The sequence below is a fragment of the uncultured Endozoicomonas sp. genome (assembly GCF_947495845.1).
Lineage (GTDB): Bacteria > Pseudomonadota > Gammaproteobacteria > Pseudomonadales > Endozoicomonadaceae > Endozoicomonas.
The window spans coordinates 1-16965 of record NZ_CANMAO010000039.1 but is presented as its reverse complement, the minus strand read 5'-3'; the positions used below and the strand labels follow the sequence as shown (position 1 = coordinate 16965).

7 protein-coding genes are annotated in these 16965 nt (G+C 41.2%); 3 read left to right on the top strand and 4 right to left on the bottom strand.

What is annotated here, in order from left to right:
* Positions 1-9: 9 nt before the first annotated feature.
* A complete protein-coding gene (locus tag Q1B11_RS18335) occupies positions 10-1116 on the bottom strand; it encodes a PilT/PilU family type 4a pilus ATPase (protein ID WP_299735102.1) in 1107 nt (368 codons plus the stop codon).
* 46 nt (positions 1117-1162) lie between these two features.
* The gene (locus Q1B11_RS18330) at positions 1163-1648 is read right to left on the bottom strand and encodes a glutathione peroxidase (protein WP_299735100.1); all 486 of its coding nucleotides are present in this window, start codon (positions 1646-1648) and stop codon (positions 1163-1165) included.
* Between the two features lie 670 nt (positions 1649-2318).
* On the opposite strand from Q1B11_RS18330, the gene Q1B11_RS18325 reads away from it, so the two are divergent.
* Positions 2319-4121 (top strand): M2 family metallopeptidase, encoded by a 1803-nt coding sequence (locus Q1B11_RS18325; RefSeq protein WP_299735098.1) that lies wholly within the window; start codon positions 2319-2321, stop codon positions 4119-4121.
* On the opposite strand, the gene Q1B11_RS18320 is transcribed toward Q1B11_RS18325, so the two are convergent.
* Together Q1B11_RS18320 and Q1B11_RS18315 are read right to left on the bottom strand one after the other, a co-directional pair.
* Positions 4097-4426 (bottom strand): hypothetical protein, encoded by a 330-nt coding sequence (locus Q1B11_RS18320; protein WP_299735096.1) that lies wholly within the window; start codon positions 4424-4426, stop codon positions 4097-4099. The two genes, Q1B11_RS18325 and Q1B11_RS18320, sit on opposite strands and share 25 nt — an antisense overlap.
* Positions 4427-4631: 205 nt before the next feature.
* The gene (locus tag Q1B11_RS18315) at positions 4632-5156 is read right to left on the bottom strand and encodes a hypothetical protein (protein ID WP_299735094.1); all 525 of its coding nucleotides are present in this window, start codon (positions 5154-5156) and stop codon (positions 4632-4634) included.
* Between the two features lie 488 nt (positions 5157-5644).
* On the opposite strand from Q1B11_RS18315, the gene Q1B11_RS18310 reads away from it, so the two are divergent.
* Together Q1B11_RS18310 and Q1B11_RS18305 are read left to right on the top strand one after the other, a co-directional pair.
* On the top strand, positions 5645-7381 hold the full coding sequence (locus Q1B11_RS18310; RefSeq protein ID WP_299735093.1) for a ShlB/FhaC/HecB family hemolysin secretion/activation protein: 1737 nt from the start codon (positions 5645-5647) through the stop codon (positions 7379-7381).
* A gap of 66 nt (positions 7382-7447) precedes the next feature.
* A partial coding sequence (locus Q1B11_RS18305) for a hemagglutinin repeat-containing protein (protein WP_299735090.1) occupies positions 7448-16965 on the top strand: 9518 nt, incomplete at its 3' end.

Genomic DNA, 16965 nt, shown 5'->3' with positions numbered 1-16965 from the left:
AACATATAATCAATCATCTACAATACTGAGATTATCAAAATCGCTATCTTTTTTTTGTCCATCCAGCTTAATCATAAGGCGCATGTTGTTGGCTGAGTCTGCATGTTGGATGGCTTGTTGTGCGGTAATCTTGCCATTTTTGTATAAGCCGAAAACGGACTGATCAATGGTTTGCATGCCAGAATCTTTTGATCGCTCCATTAAATCTGAGATTTCATTGATGTTGCCCTTGTGGATTAATTTGGCCAGCGCAGGGCTATTTAATAGGATCTCATGGGCAATAGTCGATTTGCTTCCATCCTGAGCGCTAATCATTTGCTGCCCCAGAATACCGAGCAAACTTAACGACAGGTTTAGCAGTATTTCCCGATGCTGGTCATGGGGGAAAAAGTTAATGATCCTCTCAAGTGCCTGATAAGCCGTATTGGCGTGCAGTGTCGCAATGACCAGGTGGCCAGTCTGAACAAACTCAAGTGTATGTTTCATTGACTGGGTAGACCGGATTTCCCCAATCACTATCAAGTCCGGTGCCTGACGCAAGGTATTGGCCAGGCCTTCTTCATAACTGTCTGTATCAATACCCACTTCCCGCTGTGTGATGATGCAGTTGTTGTGTTCATGGACAAATTCAATAGGGTCTTCAATGGTGATGATGTGTCCTCTGCCTTCTTGGTTCCGATGCTTTACCAGAGACGCCATGGAGGTTGATTTACCAGTACCTGCAGGGCCAGTGATTAAAATCAGGCCACGTTTTTTGAGAATCAAATCTGTGAATATCTTGGGTACACCAAGCTCTTCTGGTGAACCTATGTGATGATGAATTCTACGAATCACCATGCCGGGCTCGCCCTTTTGGAAAAAAGCACTGATGCGAAAACGACCAGATTCAGGCGTTTGAATGGCATAGTTGTGCTCGTGGCTCGCCTGAAACGCCTGGTAGTCATGTTCACCCATTAAGTTCTGGAAACTGTGATGTGCCTGCTGACTTGTCAGGGATGCTTTTGAAATGGGAATAAGCTGACTATTTACCTTAAGGCAGGGAGGGTAGCCGACTGTCAGGAACAGCTCTGAGCCATTCTTTTCAGCCAGCATTTTCAGGGCTTTATAAATATCCACAATAGTAAGAGCTTCAATGATTGAGACTCTTAATATTTCGGCGTGCTCAGCGCTCTCTTAATGCTGTGCAGATATCTTCTTCCAGATCTTCAGGCTTGGTCGTGGGTGCGTAACGATCGATCACGTTGCCTTTACTGCTGATCAGAAACTTCGTGAAATTCCATTTGATGCCCTGAGTGCCTAATAACCCGGGGGCTTCTGCTTTCAAGTCTTGATAGAGCGGAGCAGCTTCATCGCCGTTGACTTCGATTTTTTCAAATATTGGGAAAGTGACGCCATAGTTTTTCTCACAGAAAGCACCAATCTCTGCGCTGTCGCCTTGTTCTTGTTTACCAAACTGATTGCAGGGAAAACCAAGAATAACCAGCCCTTGATCTTTATATTTGGTGTAAAGATCTTCCAGCCCTTTGTATTGAGGAGTGAAACCGCACTTGCTGGCTGTATTGACAATCAAAAGCACTTTGCCCTGATACCCTGATAGCGGCTGGGTGGTGCCATTGAGCAAAGGCATTGTGTACTTGTTCAGATCCATGGAGTGGCCTCGTTATTACTTTATTAATGGTTCTTTTGAAAGGCGGGCTTTCGCTCTGATCTCAGCAGGGTTTTTATAATGAACAGAAAGTGGCGGTCAGACAATAAAAAAACGGCCTGAAATTCAGGCCGTAAAGATGAGGATTTGCGAATCACTGGCATTTGCCAGCTAGTCAGGTCTGTTTTCTTCGATGGCAGTCCCTCCATAAGTGGGGTTGCATGCTTGGGGTGGCTCAAAAAGGCTTGGGGAGAGTCAAGTTGAGCCTGAGGTTAATCCGATCTCATTCGTTTAATGAGAATGGTTATCATTCTAGTGTGAGGGTGGTGTTTGTGCAAGCTTTAAATGAAAATAATTATCATTTGGTTTTTTGCTAGCTAGGAGCCTGTCGGACTTAGCCGACCGTAGCGAGAAAAAGTCCGGTTTGAGTCAGTTTTTATGCTCATTTGAGGCGAATAGTGAGCTATTCAACGAAAAGGAGCATAAAAAATGGCCAAATCCGGCTTTTTCGCAGTAGGTCAGTGGTAAGTCCGACAGGCTCCTAGAGAGTGCACCATTGATTGAAAATTGAAATAGGACTGTAAGCCTCAGTGTTTTGACTATTCTTATGTCTCAACTTATACGGTGGGCCTCAAAAGTTCTTATGATGGTTATAAAAAGGTGTTGTGGTGCTGTGGCATTCATTTCGATGATTGCATGGGCAAAAGGCCATCCAATGGGTTCTGAAGTCAACCAGGTAACGGAAAGTGTTACAAGTGTTGAACAGGATGCGCAGAGTTTTTTATATAAGACAGAAGACTACCTGAGCAAACTAAATCATTTTGTTGCACGCACGAGATGGGTGCATGGAAATTTCATTACATACGATACATCTGCACTGGTAGCAGAAGCAGAGGGGCAAAGGCGTGCCGCTGTTGTTCGCCTTGCTCATGAAGCTTCTCAGTTTAATAACATCCCATTGAGTCAGGATACGTTGCGAAAGCTGGACAAGTTAAAGCTCTCCCTGACGCTGCCAACCCCAATTGATGAAGATAAAAATCAACAGCTATCGAAAGTGACTACGGCTCTGGGCGACCTTTATGGGCAGGGGAAGTATTGCCGAGATAACGACAGTTGCCTGAGCTTGACGGAGATCAACCGAATCATGTCTTCTAGTCAGGACTACGAAGAGTTACTTGATCTGTGGACTGGCTGGCACGATATTGCAAAACCAATGAAGCCACTTTATGAACAGGAAGTATTACTGGCGAACCAAGGAGCCAGAGAGCTTGGGTATAATGACACAGGTGCCATGTGGCGTTCTAAATACGATATGCCTCCAGAAGAATTTACCCGTGAGCTTGAACAACTCTGGTTGCAGGTAAAGCCGTTCTACCAATCTTTGCATTGTCATGTAAGGGCGAAGCTTTCAAAATGGTATGGCGATGATAAGGTGGCGTTGGATAAACCGATTCCTGCACATTTATTGGGAAATATGTGGGCACAATCATGGATAAATGTTTATCCGATCGTCGCGCCGGAATCGAGTCATCGTTTTGACCTGACCGAGCTATTGAAAAAAGAAGGTTATGACGAACTGAAAATGGTGCGGGCGGCAGAAAATTTTTTTACATCAATAGGATTTTCACCACTACCAGACACTTTTTATGAACGCTCTCTCTTCACTAAACCCCGTGACCGTGATGTACATTGCCATGCATCTGCCTGGAGCTTGGATGGGCAGGACGATATTCGAATCAAAATGTGTATCCAGAAAACGGGCAAGGGCTTTCATGTAATTCATCATGAACTGGGCCATAACTTTTATCATAGAGCCTATCGGGAGCAGCCATTTCTCTATCAACAGGGCGCTAACGATGGTTTTCATGAAGCGATTGGCGACACCATTACGTTGTCAGTGACTCCAGGCTATTTGCATGAGATTGGCTTGTTGGAAGCGCTTCCCGCTGAGAGTGAGGATATTGGTTTTCTGATGAAGATGGCGCTGGATAAAGTCGCTTTTCTTCCCTTTGGGCTGCTGGTAGATCAGTGGCGCTGGAAAGTATTTTCCGGGGAGATTACTTCAGATAATTACAATCAGGCGTGGTGGAGTCTGCGAGAGGAATATCAGGGAGTGAGAGCACCTGTGCATCGAAATGAGGGTGACTTTGACCCGGGCGCAAAATACCACGTACCTAAAAACACCCCCTACGTCCGCTATTTCCTTGCGCATATCATGCAGTTTGAATTTCATCGTACACTCTGTGAAAAGGCGGGTAGCCGCGTAGCACTTCATCGGTGTTCTATTTACAAGTCAAAAGAAGCGGGGAGACACTTTAATAATATGCTGGAAATGGGAGCCAGCCGACCATGGCAGGAGATCTATGCTGACTTCACCGGAAAGGAAGTATTTGATGCATCAGCAATGCTGGAATATTTTGCGCCACTGCAAGCTTATCTTGATGAGCAGAATCAAGGGTTGTCTTGTGGCTGGTAGAAACTATCGTCTGGCCGCAGCTCAAGTAATGTTAACTCCCCGCTTGGACGTCGATACAGCTCTGCCAGCCAAAAGCCATCAGTTCGAGTCTGTAGGATAACCTGATAATAAGTCCCATAAATTGCTTGAAATTGGGCGTTAGTGACTCTTAATAAGGTATTAGCAGGTTGGTCTCTGAGCGCAAACTGTGCCAGAGATATTCTTTCCTTTTCTGGCTCAAGCGCGTGCCAGTGATCCCCGGAGCCTGAGAGGCTTGTATACCCGTCGCCTTTCAAGTTGCTACTTTGTTGGCTGTGTTCACTCACCCCGGTCACCTACTATTTGTAGGCTCACGGGGATTCACTCACTTGCCGCCGCGTAGCAACTTGAAATTCTTTGGGTATAGCTCTTCTGGTTTGAGTGAAAGAGCAGTTAATGAGCAACAAACACACTAAAATGGTAGCGATTGATCTATACATATTGCCCTCTGGCTCAGGAAGTCAGGCAGCAAGTGTAGATGAGCAATGGCTGTCAATTTGGGTTTTTAGTACTTTTTCCTGACTTTTGACTAATCTGCTCCAGAAGAAAACCGGAATTTCCTTCGATAATACAGTCTCTTGGAATCATCTCAATCCAGCCATTTTTGCCAGAAATTATGATGATATTATCCTCAACGACAATGGCTTTGATCTGTCGATAAGGTCGAAACGCTGGTTTGAGCAGCGATGAATCGATACGGATTCCAGTATCCTCCAGCTGCAGAATACGGGTTTCAAGTTCAAGTTCCGGTTGGTAGTGAAGGCTGAAGCGTTTGTGTACTGCGTAACGGAGCCCGAGGTTCAAAATCCAGAAGGTAATAAATGCAGACCCAAACAAGCCGGAAAGCATGATAGAACTGAGATTGTTTTTGAAAACCAAAAGCGGAACGCAAAGGCAGGATAGAGAAGCGATCCAGATAACGGCTGTATGCTTCGGACTGTACTTAGCCATCAACGCATTAATGCGGTTCTGAGCCTTACCTGTAATGGTGTAGGAAATCTGTAGGGTATATTGCATATAAAATAGTTTTTTATTCTCTATAGGTATAAGGGGCGGCTATACTGAGAAGGTTGTTGATCCAAGCAAATGACAGAGGCTAATTTAAGCCAATATTCGAGTCTAGGAATAACGAAATCGAGAATGATAGTACTAAAATAAGAAGTCAGCAATTAATGAATAGGAGGTTGACAGTTTAATGTCTATCAAAAAATTAATTAAGCTGTAAAAAATACACAGTGAATTCATATCTATCTGATACTTAAAGTATTATATGTAAATTGTGGACGAAGAATATAAAAAAACTAGTATTAAATAAGTGATAGGGAATTTTTCTCAATTTTGCAGATATGGATTTACCAAGAAAATAGATTCAATGATGCAGTTTTAGAACGGAACGATGCTGTATTCTGGGTTTTAAGCTCAGTTATCTTCCTGGCTATTAAATGGTTATCTGGTTATTAGGTTAAATGTCAGATATCAATATTTAAAGTAAGGGATTGTCAAGGATGATAGCGGCTCTTCTTAAGAAAGAGGTTTTATTGTTAGGGCTTTTATATTTTTCTTCTGCATTCGCAACAGATGCTGAGGATTTCAGGGTTGTTGAAAAAAATATCAATGAAACACAACGGCAACTTGAGGATCAGGTAAAAGAAGATATAGAAAGAGGTATCGGAAATAAAGGTGGGTTTAATAAGCTTGAGTTTAAGGTTGATGAAAAAGAAATGAAAAAGGATAGTGGTGATGGAAATTGTATAAATATCACCGCAATAGAGTATGAAGGTGATGATAGAATACCACTAAGCTTTAAAGAAGATATCAAGGCTGAATACCTCAATAAATGCCTGACAGCGATTGACATAGAATCCATAATGTCCTTGGTTGTTAACTGGTTTATTAGTGAAGGGTTTTCGACAACCAGAGTTTATTTGGAAGCCCAAAACTTGACCGCTGGAACCCTAAAGCTACGAGTTCAGGATGGCATAGTATCAGATATCATTCTTGAGGATGGAGGAAAGAAAAGCATCTATTTGCCGTCTTTGTTTCCATTTATGAAGGGAAAAACATTAGAACTTACAAAAATAGAACAAGGTGTTCATCAAGCCAATAAACAAAGATCTAACAGAGCAACAATGGAAATAGAATCGGGTGAAAATCCTGGTGATAGTGTTGTCGTGGTAAAAAACAAAAAAAGTTATCCAATACATCTTAATTTTTCAATTGATAATCATGGTTCACGATCGACGGGAAAAGTGCAAGGCGCAACCACTATTACTGCAGATAACTTTATAGGAATCAATGATATTTTAACATATACCCATCGTGAATCTATTTCAGAAATCCATGTTAATAACCCTGGAGAGTCAATCAGTGATTCATTGGCACTAGTGGTTCCCTTTGGATTTTTTACACATACATTTACATTCTCAAAATCAAAATATGAGAGTGATCTTTTGACGCCATCGGGCACAGTACTTGTGAGCTCTGGTGAGAGCATAAATGCGGGTGTTACGGTGGATAGAGTGATGTACCGTAATGCGGATACAATAATAAACACATACCTTAGGCTAAACTTTAATAGAGGGAAGAATTACTTAAACGGCTCATACTTGGCTGTGAATAGTAAAGATACCACAACGGCGACTGTCGGCACCGCGTTTAATAGTAGGTTGTTTAACAACCCAATTTCTTTTTCACTGGATTTTTCCAGAGGTCTGTCACTATTTGGTGCAGAAGAAGCCATCCATAATCTGCCCTTTAATTTCCCGGTCAACTTGTTTAGTAAAATTGAAGGAACAATATCTTACATACAAAGTCTTGACTTTATGCTCCAAGGTTTGACATTAAGTAGTAGCATTAACGGACAATACGCTTTTGATAATCTTCCATCTTCTCAGAGGATTTCGATTGGATCTAGGTATAGCGTTCGTGGCTATGTTGAAAACTCATTATCAGGAGATAACGGAAGCTACATTAGAAATGAATTGATTTTGAATAATCCATTTGAAATTAAATGGCAAGATATAAACACAAGAATAAATGCCGGATATGATATTGGTTGGGTTGAGAATAGATACGATTTAAATAATAGCTTGGATGGATGGCTTTCTGGTGGATCTTTAGGTTTAACAGTCTTATGGAGAAAACTGGCAGCCACTTTCTCCTATGATTTTCCGTTAAATCAACCAAGTATTCTGCCGGAGGAAAGTGGTCAATTTTGGTGGCGATTAAATCTTGATATTTAAGGAGTAAATATCATGTTGTCCCGGGCGGTTAGAAAGGGAACCTCGTATATACTGCTATGTACATTTATGATTTCTCAGCAAGCTGGGCTTGTATATAGTAATGATGTTGTTTCTGCAGATTCAACAACAAATGTTTACCAAAGTAGTAATGGTACGACAGTTGTTGAGATATCTACAGCGAACTCTCATGGCTTATCACATAATAAATTTCTTGATTATAATGTCACGCCAACTGGCGTTGTGTTAAATAACACAACCGCTTCAGGTAACACACACCCTTCAAAATTGGCCGGTTCCATTCCCGGAAATCAATATTCAAATAGACAAGCAGATATCATTTTAAATGAAGTAATCACTACGAATAAAAGTGAGTTAAGAGGCTATACCGAGGTTGTAGGGAGAAATGCAGATGTCATCATAGCTAACCCTAATGGAATTACTTGTAATGGTTGTGGGTTTATAAACACCAACAAAGTCAGTTTAACCACAGGTAACCCCATAATAGATGGCTCTGGTAAACTCTATGGTTTTGAAGTTAATGGTGGAAATATCCATTTTGGAAGAAATGGCGCAGACCTCACCAACCAGCAGAAATTCAATATTGTCGCAAGAGGGATTGTTGTCGATGGCAATATTGTTATGGACAAAAATGATAGTGATGGGGATGGAGAGCGTGAACCCAATGGCGAACTTCAGCTGATTTCTGGAACCAATAAATGGAATTACGAAACCGATGATATTGTAGAGCAGAATGGAAATGGAAATACACCTGCATATGGAATAGATTCAACTGTGTTTGGAGGCATGAATGCAGGTGTCATTACTTTTAAAGCAACAGAAGATGGTGTTGGTGTAAGAGTTCTTGGAAATGCTGCGGCCAGCGCAGATGACTTCGTTATCACAGCGGATGGTAGGGTTGAATTGAACTCAAAAATAAAAAGTGCTAAAGATGTTCGTATCGATGCAGGTGGAAATGCTAATCAGGTCATTATTTCCGGCAATAATGCAGGTGTTTCAGCAGAAGGAAGTGTCATCATAAATGCTGGAAACAGTGATTTGACGTTAAATGACTCTACTATTTATGCTGGTAAAGATATTGAAATTGAATCGAATAGCCTGACTGATGAAAACACTACTAAGGTTCAAAGAACTGCTAAAACTGGTTCAATAAAAATAACTAGTCGTGATAATATATCTACATCGAATTCTATATTGAAGGCGACTGATGGTGAAATCAATATAGAAAGTAATAATGATATTGATGCCTATGATATAAAAGTGGTTGCTGACTCCGTAATCGTAGTTTCCAATTCTGGAGACGTAAACTTAACTGATTTCAATGTAGAAGCTGATGGTGATATATCAGTAAAAAGTGCATCCAGTAATGTGAATCTATCGAGATCATTAGGAACAAAAGATGATGATAGTTTTGTAAAAAGTGTTCGTGGTGATATCAGTATTGAAGCTGATAATGATTTTGATAATGAAGGGATTATTAGTGCCGAAGGTGGCGTGATTAATATAACGGCAGAGTCTTTTGATAACAGAAATGATATCCAGTCTAATGATGTTATGACTTTAGAGGTTAATGCTCTTAATAACGAAGCAGAAATTACCTCGTTGTCTGATATTGAATTAACAGGTGAGAATGCAGTTCTAAATGGAGAGGTTAAAGCGACTGGATCTATAAATATTGATCTCATAGATACATTGACTCTAAATATCATAAAATCCGCTCAAAATATATCAGTGAATTCGAAAAGTTTAAAAATCATACAAGGTGGAGAGCTGGAATCCGAAGGGCAGTTGACACTTTCTCAAACAAATATCGAGAATTCTGGAACTATATTTTCTGAAGGTGATTCGTCAATAACTGCTTCAAATGATATTACCAATGCAGGGACTATCCAATCTCAGGGTTCTATTTCACTCAATTTTCGGGATCTTAAAAATACATCAGACATATTTTCATCATCCACAATTTCGTTATCTGGTGATAATGCAGAGATTAAAGGCAAAATTGAAGCATTAGATAATATCACCATTGATCTGACCGATCAGTTGACATTGAATATACTGAGGTCAAGCCAAAATATATCAATTAATTCAAACAGGTTGACTGTGGATTCAGGGGGTGAGCTATCATCCCAGGGCAGTATGACGTTATCAAATAATCGCATTGAGAACTCTGGAACAATTAATTCAGGAACCAATGCGGATATAACGGCGACAGATTCTATAAGTAACTCTGGAACTATACAATCGGACAATGATATCGAGATCACCATTACCAACACGCTGGATAACTCAGGGATAATTCAGGCTGATAATGAAATTCGGATTGATGATGGGTCTGCTAATAGTGGTAGAGTAAACATGCGTAGTTATTCAAATCTTTCAGCTAATTTGGTTGATATTAATGTATCTTCTCTGGAGATAGAAGGCGATGGTTTAATTACTTCAGAATCAGATATGAGTTTATATCTATCAAGATTAAATTTAATTACCAGTATATCAAAAATTGTTGGGGCTAACTCCGGAGCTGGAGAAGTTACTGTCGATGTAAGTGGTAATCTTGAAAATAATGGTTCAATACATTCAAAATATAATCTAACTCTTAGTGCAAATAATATAAGAAATACTGATACCTCAGCTATATCTGCGCTAAATAATCTTAGTTTAAGTGGTGCTGATTTATATAATCAGGGTCTTATTTTCTCATCAGCGAACACAGATTTGAATTTCACTGGGCTACTTGAAAACGACTCTGATGGGCTGACTGCAGCTGCAGGTAATATTCATTCAGATGGAAATGTTTCAATAACAACTGACCGACTGATAAACAGAAGCAAAATTAATGCTCTAGGTGATATCTCAATAAATGCGAGAAATATTCAAAACCTAAACCCGGTAACGTATGGTCCTACACAAACGGCATCAGTAATAACAGCTACTAATACTGTATCCAGTACAGGAGCAGGGCAAATCATTGGTGCTCGAGAGTATTTCAACATCACGGAGACGATAACATCTATTGTTGTGGAAACTGATAGTTATATCACACCAGCCCCCATTAATTTTTACCCTACAATCTCTGCAAAAAATGTAACCATAACAAACTTTGATGAAGTCAATAATGATTCCGCTATTATTTCAGCGGAAAATACACTCTCCATTTCCAGTGGTAGATCCGGTGCAGTTTTTAATAATATATCCGGCGATTTAGAGGAGAGGACTTATACCGATCAAACCATCACGGTATATAGGTATAGCTGCCTCCTGGGTGGCACAGGCTGTAGCAATCCTATTGTTTCGATTGCCCCCGTCACTACTCGATCATTGGTCAGCGGAACTGTTTACTCAAGCGCTCCATCTGGATTATTTACAGACACATTAGTAGCGTCTGGATTTACGTTGGATAATAAAGGTGCTCTATATTCAGCGTCAGCATCAGCCCGTAGTTCACAAAATGTTGCGGGTATATCAAAAGCAGGGGTTGCTAATGTTAGCGTGTCTGGGCGAAACCTAAATGTTGGTAATCAAATAGCCTCATTAAGTTTGCCAAATCTCAGTGCCTCACTGCCCTCTAATCCAAATGGTTATTTTGTTTTTTCTTCAAATACATCATCTAATTATGTGGTTGAGACCAATTCTTTGTATACAACTGGAACTACGAGTGTCTCAACAAAATATTTTGAAGATAGGTATGGATATAGCCCACAAGCAAAGCTTAGAAGATTAGGGGACGCCAATTATGAATCCTTCCTGATCGAACAGCAGCTTATTGATCTGACTGGTTCTAATCTACTTTATGCAGGTGTCAATAGACGTGCTCAATTTCGTCAATTAATAGAGAACGGTGCTAAAGAAGCAGTTCAACTTGGATTGCAATATGGTAAAGAGCCAGCGCCTGATCAGCTGGTAAACTTAACCGAAGATATTGTATGGGTAGTTTCTATCGAAGTTAATGGAGAGAAAGTTCTGGCTCCTAAGGTGTATCTATCGGACAACACAAGAAATCTTATTGATTCCGGTGCTACGATTTCCGCCAACAATATTGCTGCGGATCTTGATAGTCTTAAAAATACAGGTGGAACAATAAAAGCCAAAGAGAATCTGAGCATTACTGCTAAAAATGACATTATTAATACAAGTGGTGTGATTACAGCGGAAAATGTATCTCTGGAAAGCACCAGTGGCGATATTGTTATAGAAACCTATACAGAAGATGGAGTACTGAATCAGTCAACAGGCGCCGAAGCTGTTGTATCAGGAAACAATGTATCACTAAATGCGAAAGATGATATAACCGTTGTGGGTGCAAAGATAAAGGCGACAAATGATGCCGACCTTACCTCAGGCGGAGATATTACCTTTAGTACCGTAGAGTTAGTGACAAAAACGGGTACCGGCCTCAATAACATGACAGTTACCAGGAATGTGAAATCAGGGCTTGAAGTGGGTAATGATTTATCCATGTCCTCAGGTAATGACATCATTCTTGCAGGAACCGACGTTAATGTTGGTAATAATGCTGATTTCGATGCAGCTAATGATTTCCTCGTTGTTGATGTCGTTGATAAAGTTGAATCAAATTTCTACACAGACAAATCCAACTCTGATGGATTGCCAAAAATATTTAGTATATTTTCAGGAGTATTTGGTACGTCAAAAACCGCGATCAACACGAAAAAAAGTACCAGTGTTGGCTCTAACTTGAATTTTGGTGGAAACCTTAATGTTAGTGCCGGGAGTGATATTATTATTCGTGGCTCAGATATTACCGCCGGTGGAGATGGGAAATTAGATGCAGCTAATAATCTTCTCGTTGTTGATGTCGTTGATAAAGTTGAATCTAATGTCTATCAAGAGACATCTGGCTTTGGTGTAGGGGGAGGAATATGGGGCACGTCAAAAACCACGACCAACTCTAAACAAGGTACCAGCGTTGGCTCTAATTTGAATTTTGGTGGAAACCTTAATGTTAGTGCCAAGAATGATATTGTTATTCGTGGTTCAGACATTACCACTGGTGGAGATGGGAATTTAGATGCGGCGAATAATATCTACGTTCTTGATGGCATTAATTACAACGAAGTAGATTCAACATCAGAAATAACCACCGTTGGTAAATTTTTGGGCCCATCTTCAACGGGTGGAGCCAGTACCTATTCGGGGGCAGAGGGTGAAAGAAATCTAAATGGAACTGGAAACGAAGGGAAGGCGTCTGCAGGGGCAAGTGCCTCTCAAACCGGCTCTATCGGTATTGCCCTTATGCAGAATACTAAGGAGAATCAATACAAATATGCCGCTAGAAGTAAATCCAGTAATCTGAATTTTGGAGGAGATCTCAATTTAAAAGCTGACACCGGTCTTACTACCGTTGGTTCTAATTTGGGTGCCGGTGGTGATCTTAATATTGAAGCGGATGAAGTTAATATTCTTGCCGGTAGGAATGAAGATATTTCCAGGTCAACGGTGGAAACTATAACGCTCGGTGCGATGATCGAGAATAAAAACGATGCTAATGCCAATGTAGAGGCTTCTGGCAATCAAGATGTTAGCTCAGTATTTGGCGGTGCTTCTGTGAGCGCCGATGCAAAATCTGATGTTACAATTGATGTACTAACAATTACGAATCAAACCAACACAAAAACAAAAGTGACTCATAGAGGAAGTCAGATAGCTGCTACTAACGTTAATATTTCTTCGAACAATGACATCACCTTACAGGCTGCAAATATTATAGCGTCAAATGATGCAAGCCTGGATGCCGGTGGTGATCTCTATGAGATGGCTGCTGAAGATACCTACAGTGAAACAAATTCCTCATCAAAAATGGCGGTTGGTCTCTATCTATCAGTGGAAGGTAATGGCAGTGCGCAGGCAGAAGCTGGAGTAAGTGCCGCAGGTGGTGGATTTTCTGCGAGCGCTGATGCTGGCACCAGTGCCAGCATTGGTGCCAGAGTGAAAAATACAAATCAGCAATCGACTTACGCTAGAACGACAGATGTCGCATCAAAAATTACAGCTGGTGGAAATGTTGATCGTAAGGCAGGTAATGCTATCTTCGTCCAAGGAACAGAGCTTGAGGCAGGTGGAAATGTCAATGTAACGGGTAAGTCTTACACAGAGTTAGCGCTTTACGACACTGAGTCCAGCACATTTAATAGAGATAATAATGAAGTGCGGGCTGGTGTTTCTGCCGAAGCTTACGGTGGTGCAGAGATGACTGGAGGTACAGGCGGTGCTATGGGTGGCGCCTCTGGTGGTGCTTCAATTGGGTTAAAATTGCAGGTTAAGAGTAATTCGGTAAGCTCAAGCAAGCTATCCATGACCGCTAAGACCGCATCGTATCAAGCAGGAGGCGATATCAATTTTAATATAGCAGACGATGCAAACCTGTTAGGCACCGAGATGAATAGCGGCGGTGATATTAATATAAATGCCGGCTCACTAAATTTTGCTGAAGCCAGGAGTATTCAGACTGAGTCTTCTGATTCTCTGGATGTAGATACAACGACAACAGCGGGTGCTGGCGTTGGCTCGACCATTGTTGATGTCGAAGTGTCCAACGAAACTTCTGTTGCAACATCTGAAAGCGACTCCTTCAGCTCTACAGCTACAGCTGGCTTTATGGGAGCGGGCGGCAGTATAAATATTAACACGAAGGGCTCTGCAAGGTTTGTTGGTACGGGGATAGGTGCGGGTGAAGATATTAACATTGACTCTGGGGGAGACGTCACCTTTGAATCAGCCAAAGATTTTTCGAATAGCTCATCTTTATCAACAAATACAACAACAAGCATCCAGGGGTCTGCGGATTATACTTCTGTGGGTGGATCCAATGATTTAGATAAATCGAGCGGTAACTCAGTCAAAAACAATGTAGCAATACTGAATTCGACTGGTGGCAACATAAATATCAATTCTGGCAATAATATAAATCTTGAAGGCACTGCGATAAGTGCGAATGGCCAGGCAGCTGATGCAGGATTTATAAACCTAGATGCAAAAAATAATATCAACATGCTGGAAGCTAAGGATGTTGATCAAACGAGTGATCTGACAACGTCTGCCAACTTCGAAGTTGCCGGTGGTACTACGTCAGGTTTCAAGCTTGGTTTTAAAATGGATAGCGATGAAAATAATTTGCAGCAAGGTATCGCTACTAGCTTTTCCGGTAAGGTGAAATTAAATGCAGACACCATCGTCAATCAGGAGGCTGAATTTAACGTTGGTAGTGGCGGAAATGGCCTTGCGAGGTCTGCCGGAGTGGGCACAGGTTCATTGGAAATTAATGCAAAATCTGTTGTTGGTGTGAGTAGAACAAATGTTAAAGATTCTACTAGTTTTGGTCTTTACACAGGACCAGTAGGAAAAACAGGCGATAAAGGCAAGAAAGGGGTTGCGGCATTGGCAGCAGGGGCAACATCTTCTAAGCGAGACCCTTATGCTGTTAAATTTGTACCGGGGAAAAAGCCGACAGTACAAGCCGTTAAACAGACCACTCCAGGCACACCCGCGACAACTACAACTAAAACCATAGTCGTGCAAGCTGAATCAGGCTCGAAAACAATCAAGCAAAAAGTCGAGGATCAACCCGAACAAGCGGAAGTCACAACAACAAGGAAAGAGCTAGTTAAAGCTGAAACGCCTGAGAAAACGGAAATAGTACAAGAACTGGTTAAAGATGCAGTACCTGAGAAAAAGGAAACAGTGCAAGAGCTGGTTAAAGATGCTGTGCCTGAGAAAAAGATAGTAGAGAAGGAGCTGGTGAAAGCTGCAGTACCTGAGAAAAAGGAAATCGTGAAAGAATTAGTGAAAGCTGAAGTAGTTGAAAAAAAGGAAACAGTACAAGAGTTAGTTGAAGCCGCAAAGCCTGCAAAATATGAAGACCAAGAGTTTGAGAAAGAAGTTGAAGTTAAAGATTATGCATTTGACGCTCCCGATATAGAAAGTGATTCAAAAAACCCCGCTCTTGGCGGTGGGTCTTATTCGACAAGTAATAAAACAGGTCAGAATGCGGCTATCAGAGTAAATGATCAAGAGACTGCATTAAGAGCTGGCCAAATAAATGCATTAACAAACGCTTTTACCGATTTGAAAAAAAACTTGACTTCGGCACAGAAGACAGATGTTAAAAAACTACAAGCTATATTCAGGTCATCGAATGTTACTAAAAACCCACAGAATGCTCCAAAGAATGCTCCAACTGGAAGGCAGGTATATGAAAAAGATAAGGAAGAATACCTTAAAACTCTGCCGGAAGAACAGCGGGTGCTTTATGTTAGTGACCAGATTTACCAGGCGGCTAGACTATTTGAAGCGGCTGGGGGGCTAGATGGTGTTAATGCACTTAAAGACGTGCCAGATAAAACAATATTCGCCCGTGATCCTAAGGAGCTTTTAAATGCCCTGGGTAGTTTTCAGGTTGGAGGTGTGAAAACAACGACTGTGCAATCCACAGATAAAAGTAAGAAAATAGTTAACAAAACATCTGTTTCAGTATCAGGAAATCTATCAACAAGAAAAGTTAACGGTCAGTCTGCAACTGGAGCAAAAAATCAGAAGAGTGCATTGATCGCGTTCAATAAGCAGCAGCTCCAAGCCAGTAAGAAAAAATCGGCTCCTGCTGGAAATAAAAAAAATGTTGTTGATAAAGATACGGGTGAAAAGCTCACTACGACTATTGAATCATTAAGAGCTAGTGGCTTGCTTAACGATAAAATGACGGATAGAGACTTAGCCAAGATCAAGACAAAGCTGGAGTCTGATAACAATCTCATGTCATTTGATGAGTTCAAAAAATTAACACTAAAAGAAACAGGTTCTCATAAAGAAACAGAAAAAGAAATTAGGAGTGTTAAGATTCAGGATGCTAAGGATGCGGTCTATAGAGATGTAGAGAGAGTAGTGCAGAAGGCTGAACCAGCAGTTTATAAAGATGTAGAGAAGGTAGTACAGCAGGCTGAGCCAGCGGTTTATAAAGATGTAGAGAAAGTAGTGCAACAGGCTGAGCCAGCGGTTTATAAAGATGTAGAGAAAGTAGTGCAGCAGGCTGAGCCAGCAGTTTATAAAGATGTAGAGAAAATTGTGCAGCAGGCTGAACCAGCGGTATACAAAGATGTAGTAGAGGTTGTGACACCGTACAAACCGGCTACTTACAAAGACGTGGATGTACCCAATCCAAACTACAAGCCAGAAATTACAAAGGACGTTGTTGTACAAACTCCAGCAGGTCCAGATAAAACTACGGTATCGTTACAATTAGTTCCAGGTACGCCCGGCAAGTATGTAGCTGATCCTAGTAAAACAATTACTACGACTGGGCCGGATGTTAATACTTATACTCCGTCACCAAAACAAAAATATCGGTATCCTTTTATTTTCAGGGATCATCTCGAGCTTAGAGATAATGTAGTTGAGTATCTAGATCCTAAGTACACTGCTTTCTTAAATGTGCCTTATGAGGGGCTACCACCAGTACCTGCAGGATCAACAGGGCCAACAGGACCAACAGGACCAACAGGACCAACAGGACCAACAGGACCAACAGGACCAACAGGACCAACAGGACCAAC